This is a genomic window from Rhizobium sp. P1_E1 (assembly GCF_056406015.1).
Genome location: NZ_JBFUAY010000001.1, coordinates 249,252 through 274,540, shown reverse-complemented (window position 1 = coordinate 274,540; position 25,289 = coordinate 249,252). Strand labels below are relative to the sequence as shown.

Annotated in this window: 24 protein-coding genes; 3 read left to right on the top strand and 21 right to left on the bottom strand. The window is 62.6% G+C overall.

Features of this window, described 5'->3' with window-relative positions; all coding sequences use genetic code 11:
• Positions 1-14: 14 nt before the first annotated feature.
• Positions 15-431 carry a MarR family winged helix-turn-helix transcriptional regulator gene (locus tag AC1D1Z_RS01415; RefSeq protein WP_003544385.1) on the bottom strand — a complete coding sequence of 139 codons (417 nt, stop codon included), beginning with the start codon at positions 429-431 and terminating at the stop codon, positions 15-17.
• Positions 432-976: 545 nt separating this feature from the next.
• Here AC1D1Z_RS01415 and polA point away from each other — a divergent pair.
• On the top strand, positions 977-3,976 hold the full coding sequence (gene polA, locus AC1D1Z_RS01410) for a DNA polymerase I (protein ID WP_131605395.1): 3,000 nt from the start codon (positions 977-979) through the stop codon (positions 3,974-3,976).
• A 275-nt stretch (positions 3,977-4,251) separates the two neighbouring features.
• A complete protein-coding gene (locus AC1D1Z_RS01405) occupies positions 4,252-6,594 on the top strand; it encodes a DNA translocase FtsK (RefSeq protein WP_131605396.1) in 2,343 nt (780 codons plus the stop codon).
• Positions 6,595-6,629: 35 nt separating this feature from the next.
• Here AC1D1Z_RS01405 and AC1D1Z_RS01400 read toward each other — a convergent pair whose 3' ends face one another.
• The 15 genes from AC1D1Z_RS01400 to phnG form a co-directional block, all read right to left on the bottom strand.
• The gene (locus AC1D1Z_RS01400) at positions 6,630-7,133 is read right to left on the bottom strand and encodes a GrpB family protein (RefSeq protein WP_131605397.1); all 504 of its coding nucleotides are present in this window, start codon (positions 7,131-7,133) and stop codon (positions 6,630-6,632) included.
• 20 nt (positions 7,134-7,153) lie between these two features.
• A complete protein-coding gene (gene phnN, locus AC1D1Z_RS01395; RefSeq protein WP_018244296.1) occupies positions 7,154-7,750 on the bottom strand; it encodes a phosphonate metabolism protein/1,5-bisphosphokinase (PRPP-forming) PhnN in 597 nt (198 codons plus the stop codon).
• Positions 7,747-8,886: an alpha-D-ribose 1-methylphosphonate 5-triphosphate diphosphatase gene (locus AC1D1Z_RS01390; RefSeq protein ID WP_131605398.1), complete on the bottom strand. Its 1,140-nt coding sequence runs from the start codon at positions 8,884-8,886 to the stop codon at positions 7,747-7,749. The genes phnN and AC1D1Z_RS01390 overlap by 4 nt, the downstream gene beginning before the upstream one ends.
• A 13-nt stretch (positions 8,887-8,899) precedes the next feature.
• Entirely contained in the window at positions 8,900-9,595 is a 696-nt protein-coding gene (locus AC1D1Z_RS01385; RefSeq protein ID WP_131605399.1) for a DUF1045 domain-containing protein, read from the bottom strand.
• A gap of 140 nt (positions 9,596-9,735) precedes the next feature.
• A complete protein-coding gene (phnE, locus tag AC1D1Z_RS01380; protein WP_131702075.1) occupies positions 9,736-11,079 on the bottom strand; it encodes a phosphonate ABC transporter, permease protein PhnE in 1,344 nt (447 codons plus the stop codon).
• Positions 11,080-11,086: 7 nt separating this feature from the next.
• Positions 11,087-12,046, bottom strand: a complete 960-nt coding sequence (phnE, locus tag AC1D1Z_RS01375) for a phosphonate ABC transporter, permease protein PhnE (RefSeq protein ID WP_131605401.1) — start codon at positions 12,044-12,046, stop codon at positions 11,087-11,089.
• Positions 12,047-12,217: 171 nt separating this feature from the next.
• Positions 12,218-13,123, bottom strand: a complete 906-nt coding sequence (gene phnD, locus AC1D1Z_RS01370; protein ID WP_131605402.1) for a phosphonate ABC transporter substrate-binding protein — start codon at positions 13,121-13,123, stop codon at positions 12,218-12,220.
• A gap of 86 nt (positions 13,124-13,209) precedes the next feature.
• The gene (gene phnC, locus AC1D1Z_RS01365) at positions 13,210-14,055 is read right to left on the bottom strand and encodes a phosphonate ABC transporter ATP-binding protein (protein ID WP_131605403.1); all 846 of its coding nucleotides are present in this window, start codon (positions 14,053-14,055) and stop codon (positions 13,210-13,212) included.
• A 117-nt stretch (positions 14,056-14,172) separates the two neighbouring features.
• On the bottom strand, positions 14,173-14,790 hold the full coding sequence (locus AC1D1Z_RS01360; RefSeq protein ID WP_065277018.1) for a DapH/DapD/GlmU-related protein: 618 nt from the start codon (positions 14,788-14,790) through the stop codon (positions 14,173-14,175).
• A complete protein-coding gene (gene phnL / locus AC1D1Z_RS01355) occupies positions 14,787-15,494 on the bottom strand; it encodes a phosphonate C-P lyase system protein PhnL (protein WP_131647421.1) in 708 nt (235 codons plus the stop codon). Before phnL ends, AC1D1Z_RS01360 begins: the two co-directional genes overlap by 4 nt.
• A 26-nt stretch (positions 15,495-15,520) precedes the next feature.
• Positions 15,521-16,297 (bottom strand): phosphonate C-P lyase system protein PhnK, encoded by a 777-nt coding sequence (phnK, locus tag AC1D1Z_RS01350; RefSeq protein ID WP_003544413.1) that lies wholly within the window; start codon positions 16,295-16,297, stop codon positions 15,521-15,523.
• Complete coding sequence (locus AC1D1Z_RS01345) at positions 16,294-17,169, bottom strand: alpha-D-ribose 1-methylphosphonate 5-phosphate C-P-lyase PhnJ (RefSeq protein ID WP_131605405.1); 876 nt, start codon at positions 17,167-17,169, stop codon at positions 16,294-16,296. Before AC1D1Z_RS01345 ends, phnK begins: the two co-directional genes overlap by 4 nt.
• Positions 17,166-18,272 carry a carbon-phosphorus lyase complex subunit gene (locus AC1D1Z_RS01340; protein WP_477849237.1) on the bottom strand — a complete coding sequence of 369 codons (1,107 nt, stop codon included), beginning with the start codon at positions 18,270-18,272 and terminating at the stop codon, positions 17,166-17,168. Before AC1D1Z_RS01340 ends, AC1D1Z_RS01345 begins: the two co-directional genes overlap by 4 nt.
• 4 nt (positions 18,273-18,276) lie before the next feature.
• Positions 18,277-18,885, bottom strand: a complete 609-nt coding sequence (gene phnH / locus AC1D1Z_RS01335; protein WP_131605407.1) for a phosphonate C-P lyase system protein PhnH — start codon at positions 18,883-18,885, stop codon at positions 18,277-18,279.
• Positions 18,885-19,361 carry a phosphonate C-P lyase system protein PhnG gene (gene phnG, locus AC1D1Z_RS01330; protein ID WP_131605408.1) on the bottom strand — a complete coding sequence of 159 codons (477 nt, stop codon included), beginning with the start codon at positions 19,359-19,361 and terminating at the stop codon, positions 18,885-18,887. The genes phnH and phnG overlap by 1 nt, the downstream gene beginning before the upstream one ends.
• A gap of 224 nt (positions 19,362-19,585) precedes the next feature.
• On the opposite strand from phnG, the gene phnF reads away from it, so the two are divergent.
• Positions 19,586-20,323, top strand: coding sequence for a phosphonate metabolism transcriptional regulator PhnF (gene phnF / locus AC1D1Z_RS01325; RefSeq protein WP_131605507.1), 738 nt, complete (start codon positions 19,586-19,588; stop codon positions 20,321-20,323).
• Positions 20,324-20,362: 39 nt separating this feature from the next.
• Here the strand turns inward: phnF and AC1D1Z_RS01320 are convergent, their stop codons facing one another.
• From AC1D1Z_RS01320 to AC1D1Z_RS01300, 5 genes are all read right to left on the bottom strand, one after another.
• Complete coding sequence (locus AC1D1Z_RS01320; protein WP_028731826.1) at positions 20,363-20,998, bottom strand: 2,3-bisphosphoglycerate-dependent phosphoglycerate mutase; 636 nt, start codon at positions 20,996-20,998, stop codon at positions 20,363-20,365.
• Positions 20,999-21,019: 21 nt separating this feature from the next.
• Positions 21,020-21,844, bottom strand: coding sequence for a 4-hydroxy-tetrahydrodipicolinate reductase (gene dapB, locus AC1D1Z_RS01315; RefSeq protein WP_018244311.1), 825 nt, complete (start codon positions 21,842-21,844; stop codon positions 21,020-21,022).
• A 15-nt stretch (positions 21,845-21,859) separates the two neighbouring features.
• Positions 21,860-23,647 (bottom strand): ABC transporter ATP-binding protein, encoded by a 1,788-nt coding sequence (locus AC1D1Z_RS01310; RefSeq protein ID WP_047617563.1) that lies wholly within the window; start codon positions 23,645-23,647, stop codon positions 21,860-21,862.
• A 147-nt stretch (positions 23,648-23,794) separates the two neighbouring features.
• Entirely contained in the window at positions 23,795-24,820 is a 1,026-nt protein-coding gene (locus AC1D1Z_RS01305) for a glucokinase (RefSeq protein ID WP_047617561.1), read from the bottom strand.
• Between the two features lie 17 nt (positions 24,821-24,837).
• A complete protein-coding gene (locus AC1D1Z_RS01300) occupies positions 24,838-25,218 on the bottom strand; it encodes a methylglyoxal synthase (protein WP_003583482.1) in 381 nt (126 codons plus the stop codon).
• Positions 25,219-25,289 lie beyond the last annotated feature (71 nt).

The following is a 25,289-nucleotide window of genomic DNA, read 5'->3' as shown; positions in this document are numbered from 1 at the left end:
GAATTATGCAGCGGTCAGAGCGCCTTGGCGTTTTCCAGCAGCCGGCGGATATATTCGAGCGTCAGCTCGCGCTCGAAAACCCGGAAACCTTTAAACAGCGCAAGGTCGGCCTCACGCGCGGTCTCGATCGCCTCGGCCTCCATGGCGCGCGCCCTCGGCGTCAGGAAGAGCAGTTGCGCCCGCTTGTCGGACGGATGCGGCCGGCGCTCGATCAGCCCGTCGCGGACCATGCGCGAAAGCGTATTGGCCATGGTCGCCTGCTCGATATCGACCCGCTCGAGAAGCTGTTTCTGGGTCAGCCCGTCCTCGGCCCAGAGTTCCAGCAGGATGGGGAACTGGCCCGGAGAAAAACCAAGCCCGACCGCGCGCTGGTGCAGCGAGCGGGCAAAACCCTTCGCCAGCTGGCTGGCAAGGTAGGCTCCCGAATCCATGCGGTTAAATCCCATGATTGCAAGTTAGGCTCAAAACCATGCCGGAGACAATGCAGCAAATCGCATACGATGCTCCTTAACATGCAAGCCGTGATGATAATTTCGAGTGCCTCGAAAAAACAAAAGTCGCCATGGCCTGGAGGTTGGCCATGGCGACTTTAAAGTGGGGACAAAGGCCCGGAGAGGGGGATAAGGCCTTTGTCCAAGCCTGACGCGGCGGGGGACAAGCCGGTAATCAGACCCGCGACGCAATCAAGCGCCGGTGACATGGATTTGTGGCTCAGAATGTGGTTTTTCAAGGGAGGGCGATCGTTACAAATCGGTAACAGTTTGGTGAGCTGGAATCGCTGCCGCACAATTCCTGAGATCGGAATCGATGGAAGGATAAAATTATGCAGCAACGCCAAGTGCTCAGCGTCCTTTGCGCGTCCGAAAAGACGCGCGGCGCTGTGTGACGCTCCGAACGCCATAATCCTTTTCGCGCGCCGAACTTTATGCCGAACTCTATATGGACCTCGTCCGATGCCCGCGCTATCCATGCACGCATGAAAAAAGGCGATCACCTCTTCCTAGTCGATGGTTCCGGATTCATCTTCCGGGCGTTTCATGCATTGCCGCCGCTGACCCGCAAGACCGACGGCCTGCCGATCGGCGCCGTGTCCGGTTTCTGCAACATGCTGTGGAAGCTGCTGAGGGATGCGCGCAATACCGATGTCGGTGTGACGCCGACACATCTTGCGGTCATCTTCGATTATTCCGCCAAGACGTTTCGCAAGGATCTCTACGACGCCTATAAGGCGAACCGCTCCGCCCCGCCGGAAGAGCTCATCCCGCAATTCGGCCTTATAAGAGAGGCGACCCGCGCCTTCAATCTGCCCTGCATCGAGACCGAAGGCTTCGAAGCCGACGACATTATCGCCACCTATGCCCGCCAGGCCGAGGCAACCGGCGCCGATGTCACCATCGTCTCCTCCGACAAGGATCTGATGCAGCTCGTCAGCCCCAATGTCCATATGTATGACAGCATGAAGGACAAGCAGATCGGCATTCCCGATGTCATCGAGAAATGGGGTGTGCCGCCGGAAAAGATGATCGACCTGCAGGCCATGACCGGTGATTCCGTCGACAACGTTCCGGGCATTCCGGGCATCGGCCCGAAAACCGCTGCCCAGTTGCTCGAAGAATACGGCGATCTCGACACGCTGCTCGAACGTGTCACCGAGATTAAGCAGGTCAAACGCCGCGAGACGATCCTCGCCAATATCGACATGGCCAGGCTCTCGCGCGACCTGGTGCGCTTGCGCACCGATGTGCCGCTCGATCTCGATCTCGACGCGCTGGTGTTGGAACCGCAGAACGGCCCGAAGCTGATCGGCTTCCTGAAGACGATGGAATTCACCACGCTGACGCGCCGCGTCGCCGAGGCCTGCGATTGCGATGCGAGCGCCATCGAACCGGCGACCGTCCGCATCGAATGGGGCGAGACGGCCCGCGGCCCGGATCTCGATGCCGCGGAGCCCGAGCCTGTTGCCGGCGGCATCCCCGATGTTTCGGGCGAATCCGTGCCGGTGACGCCGCGCGCGAAGGCGAAGAGCGCGGTCGAAGGCGCCTTTTCGCCCGCCGATCTTGCCAAGGCGCGGGCCGAGGCCTTTGCAACGCTGCCCTTCGATCATTCGGCCTATGTCACGATCCGCGACCTGGCGACGCTCGACCGATGGATTGCCGATGCGCGCGCTACCGGCCTCGTTGCTTTCGATACCGAGACCACGTCGCTGGATGCGATGCAGGCCGAACTTGTCGGCTTTTCGCTGGCGATCGCCGACAATACGGCCGATCCCACCGGTACGAAGATCCGCGCCGCCTATGTGCCGCTTGTCCATAAGAACGGCGTCGGCGATCTGCTCGGCGGCGGCCTTGCCGACAACCAGATCCCGATTGGCGATGCCCTGCCGCGGCTGAAGGCATTGCTGGAGGACGAATCGGTTCTCAAGGTCGCCCAGAACCTGAAATACGACTACCTGCTGTTGAAGCGCTACGGCATCGAGACCAGGAGTTTCGACGACACAATGCTGATCTCCTACGTGCTCGACGCCGGCACCGGCGCGCATGGCATGGATCCGCTGTCGGAAAAATTCCTCGGCCATACACCGATCCCGTACAAGGACGTGGCGGGCAGCGGCAAGGCGAATGTCACCTTCGATCTGGTCGACATCGACCGCGCCACCCACTATGCCGCCGAAGATGCCGACGTGACGCTGCGCCTCTGGCTGGTACTGAAGCCCCGGCTGGCGGCAGCAGGGCTGACCAGCGTCTATGAACGGCTGGAGCGGCCGCTATTGCCCGTGCTTGCGCGTATGGAAGCGCGCGGCATCACCGTCGACCGGCAGATCCTGTCGCGGCTCTCCGGCGAGCTGGCCCAGGGTGCAGCAAGGCTGGAGGACGAGATCTACGTGCTGGCCGGCGAACGTTTCAACATCGGCTCGCCGAAGCAGCTGGGCGATATCCTGTTCGGCAAGATGGGCCTTTCCGGCGGCAGCAAGACGAAGACAGGCCAATGGTCCACCTCCGCGCAGGTGCTCGAGGATCTGGCCGCCGCCGGTTTCGAACTGCCGCGCAAGATCGTCGACTGGCGCCAGGTCACCAAGCTGAAATCCACCTATACCGACGCGCTTCCCGGCTATGTCCATCCGGAGACCAAGCGGGTCCACACCTCCTATTCGCTGGCATCGACGACCACGGGGCGTCTGTCCTCCTCCGAGCCGAACCTGCAGAATATTCCGGTGCGCACCGCAGAAGGCCGCAAGATCCGCACCGCCTTCATCTCGACGCCTGGCCACAAGCTGATCTCCGCCGACTACAGCCAGATCGAACTGCGCGTGCTTGCCCATGTGGCCGAGATCCCGCAGCTGACCAAGGCGTTCGAAGATGGCGTCGACATCCACGCCATGACGGCTTCGGAAATGTTCGGCGTGCCGGTGGAAGGCATGCCGGGCGAGGTGCGCCGCCGCGCCAAGGCAATCAATTTCGGCATCATCTACGGCATTTCGGCCTTCGGGCTTGCCAATCAGCTTTCGATCGAGCGTTCGGAAGCCGGCGACTATATCAAGAAATATTTCGAGCGTTTCCCCGGCATCCGCGACTATATGGAAAGCCGAAAGGCCATGGCGCGCGACAAGGGTTATGTCGAAACGATCTTCGGTCGCCGCATCAACTATCCCGACATCCGCTCGTCCAATCCATCCGTGCGCGCCTTCAACGAGCGTGCGGCGATCAATGCGCCGATCCAGGGTTCGGCTGCCGACGTCATCCGCCGGGCGATGATCAAGATAGAGCCGGCGCTTGTTGAAGTCGGCCTTGCCGATCGCGTCCGCATGCTGCTGCAGGTGCACGACGAACTCATCTTCGAGGTTGAGGACGAGGATGTCGAAAGGGCGATGCCGGTCATCGTCTCGGTGATGGAAAACGCCACCATGCCGGCGCTGGAAATGCGTGTGCCGCTGAGGGTCGATGCACGCGCCGCCACCAATTGGGACGAGGCGCACTAAGGCATGTCGCGCAAAACTGTGCAGCGGTTTTGCGACAACGACATGCGTGGAAATAAAGCCTAAAGCGCCAGGAGCGAATCCAAAAGATTGCGACGCGCTTTAGAGCGGCTCCCCAAAATTGGCAAAGATTTTTCTCACTGCCAGAACTCATTGAAAGTGCAGCGATTTATCCCAGGGGATCGTATCGGAACGATACGGCAGGAAGGAACTTATTAACCTTCCTTTTCTATCCCGGTAGGGTCGTAATTTGCAAAGCATGAGTGAGTAGCGGACGCATGCGTTTTCCCAGAACCAATTTGACGGATGCCGGAGATTTTTCCAGCGAGATTGAAACGGACCTTCCGGCGGAAAACCCAGGGGAGAAGCCGGCGGCACCCATCTGGCAGAGTAACTTTTCCCTCGCGCCGAATGTCCGTTTCACCCGTACGCCGGAAACGCTGATCAGCAGGCGGCGCGCGCCGAATGAGCCCGTTCGCGATGATTCGCAGATTGGACAGCAGGCGATACGGATAGAGCCGGTAGCCGTCGACGTGCCCTTCGATATCTATCTGCCGGGGCCGGACGAAATTTCCGCAGCACCGCACAGGGTCGAACTGCAGCAGTCACCGCTCGCTGACGAGACCATCGTGCCGGCCTTCCGTGCCACAGCCGAGCTTTCCTCCATTTCCGATTTCGCCTTCTGGGAAGTCATGGCCTTCGAAGAGGTGCCGGTTCGCGCGCCCGCCTTGGTGTTGTTCCCGAAGACCGAGACCTCGCCCGAGTCGATCACGTCGCTGTTCCGGGTCATGGAATGGCGTCCTGGCCGGTCGGCCCCTGCTCCCGTCACCTCCCGCCCGCTCCCGCAGCCCGCTGCGATCTCCGCAAAGGTCGCCGTGCGCCCTCCGGCCGCCCCGTCCCTGGAAAGGCCCAGCCGCATCGCTGTCGAGGCACCGGTCGCGCCCGTACCTCAGGCGGCGCCAACCTCTCAGGTCGCGCCAGCCCCTCAAATCGCATCAGCCCCTCAGGCAGCACCAGCGCCGCAGCGCACGCCGCCTGTCGCCGCGGTCCTGCCGTCGCCGCGCCTGGCCGCGCGGCCCGAAAGGATCGACGCATCCGGCTATCAATTCCCGCCGCGTGCCCTGCTGCAGGAACCGCCGGAACGCCTCGGCGAGATCATGTCGCAGGAGACGCTGGAACAGAATGCCGGGCTTCTGGAAAGCGTGCTGGAAGATTTCGGCATCAAGGGCGAAATCATCCATGTTCGTCCCGGTCCTGTCGTCACCCTCTATGAATTCGAGCCGGCGCCGGGCGTGAAATCGTCGCGGGTCATCGGCCTTGCCGATGATATCGCCCGCTCGATGTCGGCGCTTTCGGCCCGCGTGGCCGTCGTCCCCGGCCGCAACGTCATCGGCATCGAATTGCCGAATGTGACACGTGAAACCGTCTATTTCCGCGAGATGATCGAGAGCCAGGATTTCGAGAAGAGCGGTTACAAGCTGGCGCTCGGCCTCGGCAAAACCATCGGCGGCGAGCCTGTCATCGCCGAGCTCGCCAAGATGCCGCATCTGCTCGTGGCCGGCACCACCGGCTCCGGCAAGTCGGTCGCCATCAACACGATGATCCTGTCGCTGCTCTACCGCATGACGCCGGAACAGTGCCGCCTGATCATGGTCGACCCGAAGATGCTCGAACTGTCAGTCTATGACGGCATCCCGCATCTGCTGACGCCCGTCGTCACCGATCCGAAGAAGGCGGTCATGGCGCTGAAATGGGCCGTGCGCGAAATGGAGGAGCGCTATCGCAAGATGTCGCGCCTCGGCGTGCGCAATATCGATGGCTATAACGACCGCATGGCACAGGCCCGCGAAAAGGGCGAGACCATCCATGTCATGGTCCAGGTCGGCTTCGATAAGGGCACCGGTGTTCCGATCGAGGAAAGCCAGGCGCTGGACCTGACGCCGATGCCCTATATCGTCGTCATCGTCGACGAGATGGCCGACCTGATGATGGTCGCCGGCAAGGACATCGAAGGGGCAATCCAGCGCCTCGCCCAGATGGCCCGCGCCGCCGGCATCCATTTGATCATGGCGACACAGCGTCCGTCGGTCGACGTCATCACCGGCACGATCAAGGCAAACTTCCCGACCCGTATCTCCTTCCAGGTGACCTCGAAGATCGACAGCCGCACCATTCTCGGCGAACAGGGCGCCGAGCAGCTGCTCGGTCAGGGAGATATGCTGCATATGCAGGGCGGCGGGCGGATTTCCCGCGTCCACGGTCCTTTCGTCTCGGATGTCGAAGTGGAAAAGGTTGTCGCCCATCTGAAGACCCAGGGCCGCCCGGAATATCTCGACACCGTCACCGCCGACGAGGAGGAAGAGACGGAAGAGGAAGAAGCCGGCGCCGTCTTCGACAAGAGCGCCATGGCCTCGGAAGATGGCAACGAACTCTACGAGCAGGCGGTCAAGGTCGTCATGCGCGACAAGAAGTGCTCGACGTCCTACATCCAACGCCGCCTCGGCATCGGCTACAACCGCGCCGCCTCACTGGTGGAGCGCATGGAAAAGGAAGGTCTCGTCGGCCCGGCCAACCATGTCGGCAAGCGCGAGATCGTCTCGGGACGGGGTGACGGCGATTAATCGGCAATGGCATGGAGTGCACTGCGCACTCCATTTCATGTCCTCAAGGCAGCCAGCCGAAGCGTCTCGCTGACAAATGCGGTCTTTCCGCCGGTGTAAAAATCCCAATCGCCGCCTGCCTCTGCGGCCAACCGGCGTTTCAGATCGGCATAGGCCGTGGCTCTCTCGGGGTGATCCCTGAGATAATCGCGAAACAGAATGCGCTCCCGATGTCCGCGATTGTCGGGTCCGCAAAGGTAGAGCTTGAAGCCGTAAGCTTTATGATCGCGGGTGAAAGCCCATCGTTGCTCTCCGGTATCGCCGTGGAAGACGAAATCGGCAGCGCGCACCACCTCGATCGCCGTCGGCAGGAACTCGTCGGATATCATCACGGCATTAAGGTCGATCTTCGGCTTGGCTGCCAGCCCAGGCACTGATGTGCTGCCGATATGATCGATGGAAAGCAGGCGGTCACCGAGCAAGGCGGAAACCTCCGCGCTGATCTCGTCAAACAGCAGTGGCCAAGAGGGATCGTAGTCGGCCACTTTGATGGCGCGCATGCCTTTTCCCTCGAGCCTGGTCAATGCGCCTTGGTCAGCAATCCGTCCAGGATCTCGATCATCTTCTGCTCGGCCTCTTCGAGCGAGCCGCTATTGTCGAGCTCCACCACGTCATATTCGCCGCGCACCGTCAGCGGTCCGCGGGCGAGCCGGGCCATGATATCTTCATGCGTCTCGCGTCCGCGAGCCTCCAGCCGGCCGGCAAGCACTTCGGGGCGGGCGGTGACGTTGATGACCTTCAGCCGCGGGAAGGCCGCCTGGAAGCGGTGAAGCGCCGAGCGCGAGCCGTTGGCGACAACGACATGGCCTCTGGACAGCGCCACCGAGACCTCGGCGGGAATACCGTATTTCAGGCCGTGCGCTTCCCACCAGACGGCGAAGGAGCCTGATTGCTCCATGGCGGCAAACCCTTGGAGGGAGACGGAAAGATGGTCCTCGCCGCCGGCATCGCGGTGGCGGGTGATGACGCGGCGGACGAAATGCACGTTCTCACGGCCGGCAAAACGCCGGGCGGCGAGGTTCATCAGCGTGTCCTTGCCAGCACCGCTCGGACCGACGACAACGACCATGATGCCGCGCTCGGCACCGGCTCCTGCGTGGGGTTCGTGCGGCATCATGCGACACGGCGTCCCTGGCGCCAGACGGAGCGTGTCACCGGCACGCCGTGCGAACGATGGACGCGGACAAGATCGGCGCGCAGCCCGGTTGCGATCCGGCCGCGATCGTCGAGGCTGACGGTGCGGGCGGGCGTCGACGTCACCATGGCGATCGCCTTCGGCAGGCTGATGCTCTCCACCTCATCGGCGAGAATGAAGGGCGCATGCAGCAGGCTGAGCGGCACGTAGTCGGAGGAAAGCACGTCGAGCACGCCCATCTCGGCAAGGTCGCGGGCGGCGATGTTGCCGGAATGGGATTTGCCGCGCACGATGTTCGGCGCGCCCATCAGCACGCTCATGCCGTGCTCGTGCGACGCCCGGGCGGCGTCGAAACTGGTCGGGAACTCGGCCAGGCGCACACCGTTGTCGATCGCCTCGTCGACATGCGAGAGCGTCGCGTCATCGTGGCTAGCCACGGTGATGCCGCGCTCGGCGCAGACCTTGGCGATGGCATTGCGATGCGGCGTCGAATTGCGCGCCGATTCTGCCTGACGCTTGGCAACGAAACGGGCGAAAGCCTCGTCGCTCAGGCCCCGCTTCTTCTGGTAGTAGAAGATATATTGGTCCATCGTCTGGAACTGACGCTGGCCGGGCGCATGATCCATCAGCGAGACGAGCCGCACATGCCGGTCGTTTTCGAAATCGCCGAAGTGTTCGAGCACGTTGTCGGCCGAGACCTCGCAGCGAAGGTGGATGAGGTGCTCGGCGCGCAGCCTGCCTTCCTTCTCCGCCGATTGGATGGCGTCCGCCATCTCGCGCATCTCGCCATGTTCGAAGCCGCCGTCCTCGTCCGCACCCATGCGCAGGCAGTCGAACACCGTCGTGATGCCTGACGTGACGATCTGGGCGTCATGCGCTTGAACTGCGGCGGTCTTGTTCCAGCGAATGCCGGGACGCGGTTGATAATGGCCTTCGAGATGATCGGTGTGCAGCTCGACAAGGCCTGGAATGACGTAGTCGCCTTCGAAATCTTCGCCGGCTACCGAGTTGCCCTCGGAGATGTCGGCAATCTTCCCGTCGCGGATGAGGATCGAGCCTAAGAGGATGTCATCCTCGAGAACGATGCGGGCGTTGGAAAACACGGTCTCTTTGCTCATGTCGTCAGGTCTTTCAGCTTTTGGCGCCGGCAAGCGGCAGCCAGGAATGAACTTTGAACGGGGCATCGCGCGTCTCCTCGATGAAGACGGCAAGGCCGGAAATCGAAAGCGGCCGGCCGATGAAATCGGCAAAACGCTCTGTCAGGATCGCTTTCATCACCTGAGCACGTGTCTCGGGCACTTGGCCGCTCAGCGTCATGTGAAAGCCGAAATCCTCCATGACGTAAGGATAACCCCAGCGCTGCAGATGGGCGCGCTGGCTGTCGCTGAGCTTCTCCGGATTGCGCCGCGCCATATCGGCCTCGGAAAGCGCTGCCCGGAACGGTTCGAAGGACCTTACCACCTTCGCGGCGAAATCCTGAAGAGGTTGATGAAGTGAACCGGGAACGAGGGCAAAAAAACGGCCGAGCTGGCCGAGCACGAGCTCAGGAATCTCGAAGGCTTGCGTGCGCTGGGCAAAATCCTCGGCAACGGTCATGAGATCCTCCTCGGTGACCGAGGAGGCGAGGGAAAAGGGCGCCTTGATCGTGGCGTGAAAGCCGTAACGGCGCGGGTCGGCGGTCAGCTCGAACTGTTCTGCCGCCCCCAGTTGCTCATATTCCGGTGCAGGGTAGGTCTCGCCGGTGAAAGCATGGCGGCCGAGCCAGAGCGAGGCCGCGCCGGTCAGGGGATCATCCTTCGGCGGCGAGAAATAGAGAGCGTAGCGCAAGGCTTTTATCCTGGAGATCGTCCAAACGGGGAGGGCACTGTGCAGTGATTTGGCGGCGAACCGCAAGCAGGCTCCCGGCTAAAAGATTTCCGTGACAGAATGATGATGGCGGCAGCGGCGCCACTGCTTTGATGGATGGATCAGTGGGCTTTCGTGCCCATCAGCCGGTGGCGCAACGCGTTCGAGGCGGCGTCGAAAATGAAGACGACAATCAGGATCAGAATGACCATGTAGGCGACGTTTTCCCAGTTGGCGTTGGTGCGCATGGCCTCCCACAGCTTGAGGCCGATGCCGCCGGCGCCGACAGCGCCGATAATGGTCGCGCCGCGCACGTTCGATTCCCATTGGTAGAGCGTCTGGCTGACGAAGACGGGAACGATCTGCGGCATAATGCCATAACGATGAACGAGCACGGTCTGAGCGCCTGTTGATTTGATGCCTTCCCGCGGCTTGTTGTCGATATTCTCGAGGCCTTCGGAATAGAGCTTGCCGAGCGTGCCGGTCTCGGTGAGGAAGATCGCACCGCTGCCGGCGAGCGGGCCGGGCCCGAAGGCGCGCGTCAGGAACAGCGCCCAGATCAGCATATCGACCGAGCGCAGGAAATCGAAGAAGCGCTTCAGGACCTGGTTCAGCAAGCGGTTCGGCGTGATATTGCGCGCTGCCAGGAAGGCGAGCGGAAAGGCGGTAAGCGAGCCGAGCAGCGTTCCGAGGAACGCCATGACGATCGTCTGGAAAAGCTTGGTCCAGACGTCGCCGTGCTGCCATTCGCTGTTGTTCCAGATATCGTCGAAGGCGAGCGACAGGTTGGATTGGTCGGGCTTGATGCGCGGACCGGAGACGATGAGGCCGACGACCTCGCCGACCGGCTTGTCGAAGAAGGATGATTGCGTGTCGAAGATGAAATTCGCCCAGCCGATGAAACGTTTGCGGATCTTCACCCGGTCGACTGAGATGCTGACATTGCCGGCAAAGCCGAGATCCGCCAGCACGTTGTCATCATAGACTGTCATCCAGCCGGGTACCGGTCCGACGACTTTCGGCGCGCCGCTCGAAACTTCCACCGGGACGCTGACGCCATGCGCGGTGACGATAGTCTCGCTCTTCGAAACGGTGACGCTGCCGCCGGTGCCGCTGATCGAAACGGTGATGCTGCCGTCGGGATTGTTGACCAGCCAGTCCGGGTGCGGATTGTCGCCGAGCGGCGAGAAACGCGGATAACGGATGTCGATCGAGCCGTCATCCCCAATGCGGAATTCCGGCTGAACGTCGTAGCTCACCCATTGGCTGAGATAGATGCCGACGCGCTCCCAATGGGCTTCGGCAAAAAGCTTGGGCAGGTCGAAGAACCAGACGGCATAGAGGCTGTAGAGCAGCGTTGCGATGAGGATCATCAGCCCGCCGAAACGCTGGCGGAACGACCGGTGGAAATATTCCGGATAGCGCGTTTCTATCTCATGCATGCGGTTTGCGTCGATCACCGTCATGGCGGCCTCAATGTTGCAGGAGGAAGGCGTGCTCGCCGACGAGGCGGCGGCGCAGCCATGCGGAGAACTGGTCGACGGCGACGATCGTCACGAACAGCAGCAGAACGAGCGCTACCGTCTTGGCGCCGAAGCCGCGCGAAATCGAGAGCTTCAGTTCCTCGCCGATCCCGCCACCGCCGACGGCGCCGATGATGGTCGAGGCGCGCACGTTGATCTCAAGGCGCAGCAGCGCATAGGAGGTGAAATTCGGCAGCACTTGCGGCAGGGCGGCAAAGCGCACGCGTTCCCACCAGTTGGCGCCGACGGCTTTCATACCCTCGTGAGGCTTCATGTCGATATTTTCGGCCACTTCGTAGAAGAGCTTGCCGAGCGCGCCGATCGTGTGCAGGGTGATGGCGATGATGGCGGCGACCGGCCCGATCGACAGGATCGCCGAAAACAGCCCGGCAATGACGATTTCAGGGAAGGCCCGCAGGAACTCCATCAGCCGCTTGGTGAAGATGCGCAACGGCCATGAATTCGTCAGGTTGCGCGCAGCAAAGAAGCTCAATGGGACGGCAAAGACGAAGGCGACGATCGTCGAGATCAGCGCGACGTTGATGGTGACGATCATCAGCTCGAAATATTCGGGAATGTAGAAGGCGCCCCAGACGTAGACACGGCCCCTGTCGAAGTTGAATTCCTCGCCGCCCTTGTCGTTGACGCTCGCTATGTCAAACAGCGCGCGCCAGACGTCGTGCCAATCCCTGGGGATGAGCCAGCTCAGAAAGTCGAAGAGATGCGGCAGACGGTCGAAGAAATGGCCGGCATTGCTCTCGTCGGCGAAGCGGACGGAGCTGACGAAAGCCGCAATCAGGATAACCAGGCCGAGGACGGTATAGAAGCGGCGCTTGGCGACCATCCGGTCCCAGGCGGTGCCGATCTCCTTGGTGCTCTGCATGTGCGGGTGTGTATCGGCAATAGTCATCAACGCCTCGCCTACTTCATAATTCTATCCCCAAATCGGAATCGATTTGAGGATAGAATTATGCAGCAATTCGAAGTGCTACGGCGTCCTTTGCGCGTCTAAGACGCGCGGCGCCGTAGACAAAAGATAGAGGGCGGCCGTCGCCGGCCGCCCCCATTCGAAACGGCTCGATCAGCCGCCGATGGCAGCTTTACGGACGTCGACGACGGCATTGTAGAAGTCGTGCTTGACAGGCGCGTAGCCCTTGTAATCGCCGCCTTCGACAGCGGCGAAGCACTTGTGATCCTTCTCCGGCAGAGCCGTGAAGAAGGCTGCAAGCTTCGTCTGCCACTCTTCGCCGAGAGCGTTGCGAACGACGAGCGGGCCGTTCGGGATCAGCGGCGAACGCCATACTTCGACCAGCTTGTTCGGATCGACGGCGCCCTTGTCGACTTCCTTGCGGAAGGTACCGGAGGTGTAGCCGTCCTTGAAGTCGCCGATGCCCGAGCTATCGTCGACGGCAATGTCGACCTTGCCGTCATAGGCAGCGAGAAGGTTGTTCTCGTGACCGCCGTTGAACTGGGTCGAGGCGAAGAACTTGTCGTTCGGCATGCCCGTGTCCTTCGGGATCTGCGTCAGCGGAACGAGGTAGCCGGAGGTGGAATCCGGATCGGCGTAGCCGAGCTTCTTGCCCTTGGCGTCCTTGATGGACTTGATGCCGGAGGACTTCAGAGCAAGGCCGATCGAGTAATAACCCGTCGAGCCGTCCTTCTGCTGCGTCGTCAGGATCGGCGTGACAGCCTTCGAATCCTTGATGTAGACGGCGGCGTAGCCGGAGGCGCCGAGTTCGGCGAAGTCGAGCGTGCCACCGAGCAGGCCCTGGATCACGCCGTCATAGTCGGCGGCCGGGAAGAGCGAAACCTTCTCGAAGCCGAATTCCTGCTTCAGATGGTCGGCAAGGCAGGCATAGTTGCGCAGGCGGTCGGTTTCGTTTTCGCCGCCGAGGATGCCGATGCGGAATTCCTTGAGGTCTGCAGTGTGGGCAGCGCCGGCGAGCGCGAAGAGCGCCGTTGCCGCAAAGAGTGCTTTCTTCAACATGTTCTCTCCTATTGACCGGTGTCCCCGGCCTTCCCGTTACGAAGAAGTGTGCCCTTGACGCGGGCGCTCGATCGCGGCTGCCTCTCTCAGAGGCCGGCCAGCGCCAGCGGCTGTGTGCCGGCGGATTGATGGTCTGCCCGCTCGGGGGCGATATTGATCGATGTGGAGGTCACCGTTTCGTCGATGCCGGCGCCGTCCTTGTCCGTCCCGTAGATTTCCTTCACCGCTTCGGCGGTCAGCTCCGAGGGCTTGCCGTCGAAGACGACGCGGCCGCCGGCCATGCCGACGATGCGCTCACAATAGTTGCGGGCGGTGTCGAGCGTGTGAAGGTTGGTGACGACGGTGATGCCCTCGCGCTCGTTGATATCGCGCAGCGCATCCATGACGATCTTGGCGTTCAGCGGATCGAGCGAGGCGATCGGCTCGTCGGCGAGAACCATCTTCGGGTTCTGCATCAGCGCGCGGGCGATCGCCACGCGCTGCTGCTGGCCGCCGGAAAGCGTGCCGGCTGCCTGCAGCGCCGTCTGCTCGATGCCGAGGCGTTCGAGAGCCGCGATGGCACGCACGCGTTCCTCGCGAGTGAAGATGTTGAGCAGGCTCATAAGCGTCGAGCGATGATTGAGGCGGCCAAGCATGACATTGGTGAGGACGTCGAGGCGCGGCACCAGGTTGAACTGCTGGAAGATCATCGCGCAGTCGCGCTGCCAATTGCGCAACGCGTGGCCGCGAAGCCCGGAGACCTCGACGCCGGCGAAATGAATGGAGCCGGAGCTCGGCTCCTGAAGGCGGTTGATCATGCGCAGCAGCGTCGACTTGCCGGCGCCGGAGCGGCCGATGATGCCGACCATCTGGCCCTGAGGAATGGCGAGCGTGACGGAATCGACGGCGAGCTTTTTTCCGAAACGACGTGTGACATTCTTCAGCTCGAACATCATGCTCTTCCCTTGCGATCCAGGCCTTGGTCAGCATCGCATTAGTCCCGCTTGATGAACCTCACATGTCATATTTGTGTAAGTCCTGTCACAATTCTCCGCCCCTATATCGGGGGTTTAAACGCCGTAACGGGACAGAAAATCTTCCGCGCTCAGGTTGCGGAAATCCGGGAGCGCCTGGCGCAGCCGGTCATGCTCCCAGTCCCACCAGGAAAGCCTGTCCATCCGTTCGCCGACCTCTCCTGGAAAGCGCTCGCGGATGAGCTTTGCCGGCACGCCGCCGACGATCGTATAGGGCGCGACGTCCTTCGAGACGACGGCGCCGGCTCCGATCACCGCGCCGTTGCCGACGTTGACGCCCGGCAGAATGGTCGCCCCGTGGCCGATCCAGACGTCGTTGCCGATCGTCACGCGGTTTGCGCGCCGCCAGGCGAAGAAGTCCGTCTCCATGTCGCCATCCGGCCAGTAGTCGGCGGCGCGATAGGTGAAATGATGCAGCGTCGCGCGCCAGGTCGGATGGTTGGTGGCGTTGATGCGCACGGCGGCGGCGATATTGACGAACTTGCCGATCGTCGCACACCAGACGGAGCCGTCCTGCATGATGTAGGAATAGTCGCCGAACGTGGCCTCGCTGATGCGGCAGCGTTCAGAGACCTCCGTATAGCGCCCGAAGGTGGAATCGCTGACGGACGCCGTCTCATGAAAATAGGGCTCGATACCCAGTTTGCGGCTCATGCAGCGATCTTTCTCGGTGAGAATTGCTGGACGTCGAGGATGCGGTCGGCGACGGCTTCGCGCACCTCTTCGTCGTGGAAGATGCCGAGAAGGGCCACCCCCGCCTTCTTCTTTTCCGCGATCATGCCGACGACGACGGCACGGTTCCTGGCATCGAGCGAGGCTGTGGGTTCGTCGAGAAGCAGGATCGTATGCTCGGTGATGAAGCCGCGCGCGATGTTGACGCGTTGCTGCTCGCCGCCGGAGAAGGTGGCGGGCGGAAGCTGCCAGAGCGTTTCCGGCAGATTGAGCCCGGCAAGCAGGGCGCCCGCCTTTTCCCGCGCCGTGACGGCGTCCTCGCCGCGTGCCACCAGCGGTTCGGCAACCACGTCGATCGCCGCGACGCGCGGCACGGTGCGCAGGAACTGGCTGACATAGCCGAGCGTATCGCGGCGGACGTTGAGCACGGTGCGCGGATCGGCGGAGGCGAGATCGACGATGCGGTCATTGTGACGGATGAGGATCTGGCCGGTGTCGACGGCATAATTGCCGTAGATCATCTTGAGCAGCGAGCTCTTGCCGATGCCCGATGGGCCACCGAGCACGACGCATTCGCCCGATGCGACCGAGAAGGCGACATCGGAGACGACAGGTAGCTTGATGCCGTCGCGCAGATGCATGGTGAAGCTCTTCGAGACTTCGGAAACGACGAGGGGCGTTGCCATGATTTCTTCTTCCTTGGTTTAGGACCTCAGACCTGCAGGATCGAGGAGACGAGCAACTGCGTGTAGGGTTCGCGCGGATCGTCGAGCACGCGGTCGGTAAGCCCGTGTTCGATGACGTAGCCGTCCTTCATCACCATCATCCGGTGCGAGAGCAGGCGGGCGACGGCGAGATCGTGGGTGACGATGATGGCCGAGAGACCGAGATCGTTGACGAGGCCGCGGACCAGATCGAGCAGGCGCGCCTGCACTGAGACGTCGAGGCCGCCGGTCGGCTCGTCCATGAAGACGAGCCGCGGCCCGGTGACGAGGTTGCGGGCGATCTGCAGGCGCTGGCGCATGCCGCCTGAAAAGGCGCGCGGCTGGTCGTCGATGCGGTCGGCGTCGATCTCGACGCGTTCGAGCCAGTCGATCGCCGAAGCGCGGATCTTGCCGTAGTGCCGGTCGCCGATCGCCATCAGCCGTTCGCCAACATTGGCGCCGGCTGAGACGGTCATGCGCAGGCCATCGGCCGGATTCTGGTGCACGAAGCCCCAATCGGTGCGCATCAGGAAGCGCCGCTCGGCCTCGTTCATGCGGTAGAGGTCGCGGTAGCTGCCGTCGCGCATGTGATATTCGACGCTGCCGGTGCTCGGCAGCAACCGGGTGGAGAGGCAGTTGAGCAGCGTCGTCTTGCCGGAGCCGGACTCGCCGACGATGGCCAGCACTTCGCCGGGCCAGAGCTCGAAGGAGACGTCGCGGCAGCCGATGCGGTTGCCGTAGAATTTCGAAACGTCATGGACTTTGAGGAGGGGCGTATCGCTCATTCTGCAGCCTCCCGGGCCAGCATCTCGCCGGCATGTCCGTGCGCGCGGCGGTCTTCGCAATGATCGGTGTCGGAGCAGACGAACATCCGCCCGCCCTTGTCGTCGAGAACCACTTCGTCGAGATAGACATCCTCCGCACCGCAAAGGGCGCAGGGTTTATCGAAACGTTGGATATCGAAGGGATAGTCCTCGAAATCCAGGCTGACGACGTCGGTATAGGGCGGAACCGCATAGATGCGCTTCTCGCGTCCGGCGCCGAAGAGCTGCAGCGCGTCCGACATGTGCATCTTCGGATTGTCGAATTTCGGCGTCGGCGACGGGTCCATGACATAGCGGCCGTGGACCTTCACCGGATAGGCGTAAGTCCGCGAGATGCGGCCGTTATGGGCGATATCCTCGTAGAGCTTCACATGCATGAGACCGTATTCTTCGAGCGCGTGCATCTTGCGCGTCTCGGTCTCGCGCGGCTCGAGGAAGCGCAGCGGCTCGGGGATCGGCACCTGGTAGACGAGCACCTGCCCGACCCCGAGCTTTTCTTCGGGAATGCGGTGGCGCGTCTGGATGATCGTCGCATCCTTGGTATGCGTCGTCACCGCGACATTGGCGACCTTCTCGAAGAAGGCGCGGATGGAAACGGCGTTGGTCGTATCGTCGGCGCCCTGGTCGATGACCTTCAGCACGTCATCAGGTCCGATGATCGAGGCCGTCACCTGCACCCCGCCGGTGCCCCAGCCGTAGGGCATCGGCATTTCGCGCGAGGCGAAGGGCACCTGGTAGCCGGGAATGGCGATCGCCTTCAGGATGGCCCGGCGGATCATCCGCTTCGTCTGTTCGTCGAGATAGGCGAAGTTGTAGCTGGCCAGATCGGTCATTCGGCGGGTTCCTTCATGTCTTCGCCACCGTTGCGGGCGGCTTCGAATTCGCGGCGCATGCGGCGGACGAGATCGAGTTCGGCCTGGAAATCCACATAATGCGGAAGCTTCAGGTGCTCGACGAAGCCCGTCGCCTGGACATTGTCGGAGTGCGAGATGACAAATTCCTCGTCCTGTGCCGGCGCGGTGATATCCTCGCCGAGCTCTTCGGCGCGAAGCGCCCGGTCGACCAGCGACATCGCCATCGCCTTGCGCTCGCTCTGGCCGAAGACCAGGCCATAGCCACGGGTGAATTGCGGCGGCGCCTTGGCCGAACCCTTGAACTGGTTGACCATCTGGCATTCGGTGATCTGGATCGTGCCGAGCGAGACGGCGAAACCGAGTTCCGGCACGTCGAATTCCACCTCGACGTCGCCGATGCGGATTTCACCGGTGAAGGGGTGGTTGCGGCCGTAGCCGCGCTGGGTGGAATAACCGAGCGCCAGCAGGAAGCCCTCGTCGCCACGGGCAAGCGCCTGCAGGCGCAGATCGCGGGTCATCGGGAATTCCATCGGCTCGCGGGTCAGATCGCCGATCTCATGATCTTCAGGCATGTCGCCGTCGGCCTCGATCAGGCCCTCTTCGCCGAGGATTTCGGAGACGCGCATGACGCGGCCGGTCTCGGCTGCACGCTGAGCGGGTGTCTCGACCGCCTCGTCCGAAAGCAGTGTGGGATCGAGCAGGCGGTGGGTATAGTCAAAGGTCGGGCCGAGGAGCTGGCCGCCCGGCAGATCCTTGTAGGTCGCCGAGATGCGGCGTTCGATCGTCATATCAGCCGTGTCGAGCGGCCTGGAATAGCCGAAACGCGGCAGCGTCGTGCGGTAGGCGCGCAGCAGGAAGATCGCCTCGATCATGTCGCCGCGTGATTGGCGGATGGCAAGTGCAGCGAGCGTGCGGTCGAAAAGCGAGGCCTCGGCCATGACGCGATCGACGGCGAGCGCCAGCTGCGCGACGATCTGTTCGATGCCGATCGCCGGCAGCGAACGGTCGCCGCGGCGGCGGTCGGCGAGCAGGCGGTGTGCATTGGCGATGGCGGCCTCGCCACCCTTGACGGCAACATACATGCGCTCAGATCTCCGTTGCTGTGATCTTGGTGGTGCGCGGCAGGCAGAGGAAACGCCTGCCCGCCGTCAGCACGATGTCGACGCCGCGCGGAAAGAGCGCACGGTTCTCGGTCCAGAGCCGCAGGAAGGTCTCCGGCAGGCCGATGGGCGCGATCTCCGTCACGCTCTGGATGCCCGGACCCATCAGGGCCAGCCTGCGGCCGCCCTCGAGTTCGGCGAGTTCGATGACAACAGTCGTCGAGCGGTCGGGATATTCCTGCGTGCCTGATGCGAAGAGGCCGAAGGAGGAAAGTGCGGTGCCGGCCTCGGTGAAGGCAAAACGCGCCTCGGCCTTTTCGCTGGTCAACGGCGCGCCGGTATGGAAGCCGAGCCATTCCGGCACGGCGGATTTCACCAGTCCATGGGAAAGCCAGAGGGGCGTGTCGTGGTCGCAAAGCGTCAGCGCGATCGTGCCGGCGGCGATGCCGAGCGGTGCCGGCGGAGCGACATCGGGCTGAACGGTCTGGATCGTGCCGGGGCGGGCCATGCCGTCCATCAGCATCTTGAAGACGCTCTGGGCATGGAAGACCGGCTCGGCAAAGCCGCCGGTCAGAGCTTCTGTCTTCAGGCCCATCAGTTGTCTCCCCGCACCATGGTGAAGAAATCGACGCGTGTCGCCGCCGTCTCGTTCGTCTTGCGGCGTTCGGCATCGGCGATCCGTTCGGCGATCGGCAAAAGCAGTGCCTGTTCGACAAAATCCTTCGTCGCGTCCTCCTGCCAGAGCGCGTCGAAGATCGCCGCAAGCCTGGCCTTCTCGCGGTCGGTGCCGAGCGCCTGCGCATGGCCGACCGAGCCCGTGTCGAGCCGGACGGTGGCCCGCGTCACGGTCACTTCGCCCAGATTGAAGGGAGCGCCGCCGCCGCCGATGCGTCCGCGCACCATCACCAGCCCGGTCTCCGGTCCGCGCACCTGATGGGCCACAGGCTTTTGCGGCAGCGCATCGAAGACCGCCGTGAGTTCGCTGCGTTCCGCACGCGCCAGCAGATCGGCGGCGCGTTTGCGCCCGGATGCCGTCTGTGACGCAGCGTCTTTCCTGTCCGCTGGTATCATCGCCGCTTCCCTTAAAATGTCTATTGATATAGACAACCATACAAGATACATTTAGCTCTAAATCGATGTCGTGACAAGCGTGTGACATCTACAGTGCCGCGCGTCTTTGCAGACGCGCAAAGGACGCTGTAGCACTTTGAATTGCTGCATAATTCGATCCTGAAATCGGGATCGTTTTCAGGATCGAATTGTGCAGAAGGCGAGAAATGGCGGGCAGGGGTGGAATGGCGGGATTGAAGCAGGTGCAAAGGCAAACCGGCGTGGCGCTCTGGCGCCAGATCGCCGATCGGATTCGCGAGGCGATCAGCAACGGAGCCTATGACGAAACGGGCATGGTACCGCCGGAAACCATGTTGGCGGTGCAATTCGGCGTCAACCGGCATACGGTGCGCAGTGCGCTGGCGGCGCTGGCGCAGGAGGGGATCGTCCGTGCGGTACAAGGTCGCGGCACGCTGATCGAACGCAAGGAGCGGCTGAATTTCCCGATCACAAGGCGCACGCGCTTTACCGCCGGCATCGGCGATCAGGCGCGTGAAATGCGCGGCCTTCTGCTCGATGAGGCGAAAGAGGAAGCGAATGCCGAGGTCGCCCGCTGGCTGGGCCTGAAGCAGGGTGAGCCAGTGATCCGCCTGGAAACATTGCGCCAGGCGGACAAGCGGCCGGTTTCAAGGGCGACGAGCTGGTTTCCAGCCGAACGCTTTGCCGGTATCGGCGAGGCCTACCGGGCGGGGGAATCGATCACCAAGGCTTTCGCCGAACTCGGCCTGCCGGATTATGTCCGGGCGACGACCGAGGTGACGGCCGCTCATGCGAGCGCAGCCGATATGGCCGATCTCGAACTCACCCCCGGTGCGATCCTTCTGATCGCCAAGGCAATGAATACCGATCTTGACGGTGCGCCGGTGCAATATTCGATCAGCCGTTTCGCGGCCGACCGGGTGCAGTTCACCATCGAGAACTGAGCGTCTTTCCCCGCCGAAGCGGGGAAAGATCAGCTGAGATCAATGCGCGCCCGACATGTCGCCGAGCACTTCCTTTGAAGCGACCGTGGAATCCGCCTTCAGCTTGTAGACCATCGGCACGCCGGTCGCGAGGTTGAGGGCGAGCACGCCTTCTTTGTTCAGCTTGTCGAGCACCATCACCAGCGAGCGCAGCGAATTGCCGTGTGCGGCCACCAGCACCTTCTCGCCCCTGAGCACGCGCGGCAGGATCTCGGTGAGGTAGTAGGGCCAGACGCGGGCGCCGGTGTCGCGCAGGCTTTCGCCGCCGGGAGGCGGCACGTCATAAGAACGGCGCCAGATGTGCACCTGTTCCTCGCCCCATTTGGCGCGGGCATCGTCCTTGTTGAGGCCGGAGAGGTCGCCATAGTCGCGCTCGTTCAGCGCCTGGTCGCGGATCGTCTGGAGATCGGGCTGGCCGACCTTGTCGAGGATGAGCTTCAGCGTGTGCTGCGCACGCACCAGCACCGAGGTGTAGGCGACGTCGAATTTGATCCCGTATTCGGCAAGCGCCGTACCGCCGGCATTGGCTTCCTGGATGCCGAGCTCCGTCAGATCGGGATCCTTCCAGCCGGTGAAGAGATTCTTCAGGTTCCAGTCACTCTGGCCGTGGCGAACGAGGACGAGGGTACCGCTCATGAATATGCCTCCGTAGTATCGTTATGAGGAAGAAAGCCCGAGCACGTCGAGCATGGAATAGAGACCCGGCTTCTTGTCGCGCGCCCAGAGCGCCGCCTTGATGGCGCCGCGCGCAAAGATCGAGCGGTCGGCCGCGCTGTGCGACAAGGTGACGATTTCGCCTTCTCCGGCGAAAAGCACGGAATGCTCGCCGATGACGGAGCCGCCGCGCAGCGTCGCAAAACCGATGGTGCCGGCTTCACGGGCGCCGGTATGGCCGTCGCGCACCCGGACCGACTTCGAGGCCAGATCGATGCCGCGCCCCTTTGCCGCGGCCTCGCCGAAGAGAAGGGCGGTGCCGGAAGGCGCATCCACCTTGTGCTTGTGGTGCATTTCCAGGATCTCGATATCCCAGTCATCAGGATCGAGCGCACGCGCCGCCTGCTCTGCCAGCACGCTGAGCAGATTGACCCCGAGGCTCATATTGCCTGACTTGACGATGCGGGCATGGCGGGCTGCAGCGGCGATCTTGGCATTGTCATCGGGTAAACAGCCCGTCGTTCCAACGACATGGACGATGCGGGCCTGCGCGGCGAGGCCTGAGAATTCCACCGTTGCGGCAGGCGAGGTGAAGTCGAGCACGCCTTCGGCATCGAGAAAAGCGTTGAGCGGATCGTCGCCGATAATGACGCCTGTCGGGCCGAGACCGGCGATCTCGCCGGCATCCTTGCCGACGAAGGGCGAACCGGCGCGCTCGACCGCGGCATGCACCGTCACGCCCTCGATGGAATGGATGAGCCGGATCAGCGTCTGCCCCATGCGTCCTGCTGCGCCAACCACCACCAGTTTCATCGCAGCATCGCTCATGTCAGTCTCACCAGGTCAGTATGAATCGGAGGCCGAGGGCCTCTGCAGGTTGTTGAGGCGAGCGTAAAGACCGTCGCTGACCTTCGCAAGCGTCTCATGATTGCCTTCCTCGACGACGCGGCCCTGCTGCATGACGACGATCTTGTCGGCGCGCACCACGGTCGAGAGCCGATGGGCGATGACGACGACGGTGCGTCCGGTCATCGCTTCGTCGAGCGCCTTCTGCACGGCGGCTTCGGATTCGGTGTCGAGGGCGGAGGTCGCCTCGTCGAGAAGCAGGATCGGCGCGTTGCGCACCAGGGCGCGTGCGATCGACAGGCGCTGGCGCTGGCCGCCCGAAAGCGTCACGCCGTTTTCGCCGACCGGCGTCTCGTAACCCTGCGGCTGTGCCGAGATGAAATCATGCGCATAGGCAAGCCTGGCCGCCTCTTCCACTTCGGCATCGGTCGCCTCCGGCCGGCCATAGCGGATATTGTCGCGGATCGTGCCCTCGAACAGGTAGGGTTGCTGCGAGACATAGGCGAGTTGCTGGCGCAGCGACTTCTTGGTGATGTGGGCGATGTCCTGCCCGTCGATCAGAATTTCGCCTTCGCGCGGATCGTAGAAACGCGGAATGAGGCTGATGACGGTGGATTTGCCGGCACCCGAGGGACCGACCAGTGCGGTGGTCGACCCGCCCTCGGCGATGAAGCTCACGCCGCTGAGGACGCTTTCGTTGCCATAGGCGAAGGAAACGTTGCGGAATTCGATCCTCGCCTGCGTCACCGTCAGCGGCCGGGCATCCGGCAGGTCGCGCTGACGCGGCTCCATGTCGAGCAACTCGTAGATCATCCGCGCATTGACGACGGCGCGCTCCATCTGCACCTGCAGGCGGGCAAGCCGTCGAGCCGGGTCATAGGCAAGCAGCAGCGCCGTGACGAAGGAGAAAAAGGCGCCGGGTGGCACATTAAAGTAGATCGAGCGGTAGGCGGCATAGGCAAGCACGCTGGCGACGGCAAAGCCCGCGAAACTCTCCGTCAGCGGAGACGTGCGTTCGGAAAGCCGGGCAATCCGGTTCGCCCGGCTTTCGGCGCCCTTGATGAGTTTGTTGACCTTGCGCTCCAGTTCTTCTTCCATCGTGAAGGCTTTCACGATGGCGATGCCCTGGATCGTCTCCTGCATCGCGCCGAGGACATGGCTGTTCAGATGCACGGCCTCGCGGGTCGCCGAGCGCAGCCGCTTCGAAACATAGCGCAGCGCGTAAAGCAGCGGCGGCGCCATGATGAACACGGCAAGGCTGAGCAGCGGATCCTGCAGGATCATCACGGCGAGCAGCGAAACGAAGGTCAGCAGATCGCGTACCGTCGAGGTGATCGTCAGGTTGAGCACGTCGCGGATGCCGCTGACGTTCTGGCTCACCTGCGCGGCGATATGGGCCGAGCGCGCCTCGCTGAAGAAGCCGACCGAAAGCGTCATCAGATGCGCATAGAGCCGGCGCTGGTAGCGGGCGACGATATCGTTGCCGACCCTGGAAAGCGCCACCGCCTGGCCGTAGCTCGCAAAACCGCGTAGCACGAAGGCGATGAAGATCGAAAGACAGATGATCCAGACGACGTCGGCGCGCCGATTGGCGAAGGCCTCGTCGATGATCGCCCGCATGATCCAGGCGGTAAACGCCGTCGAAAGCGCCACCACGATGAGGCAGGCAATCGCAAAGACATAGCCCCAGAGATGGTCTCGGCCGTTTTCAGCGATGATGCGCTTCAGGATACCGGTTACGGTATCGCTGCTAACGCTCTGCGTTTTGCTTTCCGCCGCTTCCAAATAGGATTTCCTGTCTCGGACCAAGCGCCTCGCGAGGGCGACACGCACTTTTGCCGGGGTCTATAAAGAGTTGGGACCGGTTTGGCTAGAGCGCCGCGCGTCCGGATAGGACGCGCCAGGGACGCTCCATTTACTTTGCGCGCCGGGCTAGCGCCGCCAGCGGCGGCCTTCCGTCGAGACGCCGAAATTCGCCGGCATGCGCGCATAGGAGGAAAGCCCGGCAAGCGCTGCTAAGGGATGCGTCACCACATAGGTCGGGATAGTCCGAAGCAATGCCGTATGCGGCGCCTTGTCCTCGAAGGCGATGCGGAATTCCGGCTTTTTCAGCGCCGGGATGATTTTCTGCGAGATGCCGCCGGAGAGATAGACGCCGCCGCGCGCCATGAACACCATCGCCATGTCGCCCGCCACGCGGCCGAGATAGGTGGCAAACAGCGAGACGGTCTCTATGGCCGCCTTGTCGCTGCCGGCAAGCGCGTGAGAGGTGATATCGGCGGGATCCTTCATCGTCGGCTGGATGCCGTCGACAATGCAAATGGCATGGTAGAGGTTGACGAGGCCGCGGCCGCAGAGGATCTGCTCGGCCGAAACGCGGCCTTCAATCGTCTCTATATGCGGAAAGATATCATAGTCGCGCTTGCTGCGCGGTCCGAGATCGACATGGCCGCCTTCGCCGGGAACCGGGATCCAGCTCTGCTGGGCATGCACGAGCCCGCCGACGCCGAGGCCGGTGCCGGGTCCGAGCACGACGCGGGAGGCGATCATGTCGCCGGTAGCGTCGCCGATGCGTTCGCGGTTTTCATCCGACAGGGCGGCGATTGCCAGCGCCTGCGCCTCGAAATCGTTGACGACGAGCACGTCCTCCATGCCGAGGCCCTCGATCATCGTCTTTGGCCGCACCACCCAGTCGCAATTGGTCAGCGGGATCTCGTCGTCGTTGATCGGACCGGCGACGGCGAGGATCGCCGAACGCGGCTGCACGGCCGTCTTGTCGAGCACGCCTTTCTGGATCGCTTCGTCGATCGTGGCGAAATCCGCCGTGCGCACGTTCGGAAACTGCTTCGGCTCGGCATAGGCATCGGTCAGGATGGAGAAGCGGGCATTGGTGCCGCCGATATCGCCGATCAGGATCGGGAAAGGCAGCGGAGCGGTGCTGTTGTTCGGTTTTGGCATGGCCGGTTCCGTGCTGATCAGGCTTCGAGTGTGGGAAGAAGTTTTATAGCGGTCGCGTGGTTGAGCGCCATCGGAATATCATAGACGATCGCCAGCCGCATCAATGCCTTCACGTCGACATCGTGCGGCATTGGCGTCAAGGGGTCGACGAAGAAGATCAGGGCGTCGACCTCGCCGGTCGAAATCAGCGCGCCGATCTGCTGGTCGCCGCCGAGCGGCCCGCTTTTCAGCCTGGTGACGTCGAGATCGGGGGCGGCGTCGAGCACGCGTCCACCTGTCGTGCCGGTGGCGACGATCTTCCAGCGGGAGAGAATGTCCCTGTTGGCGCGGGCGAAATCCGCCATGTCGTCCTTCTTCTGGTCATGCGCAATCAATGCAAGGCATTTGCCGCCGGCCATCAACCCCTCCGCCCGAGCAATTCAATCGATTTGATGGCTTCTATACCAAGAGTTTGCGATTTGAAAGACAA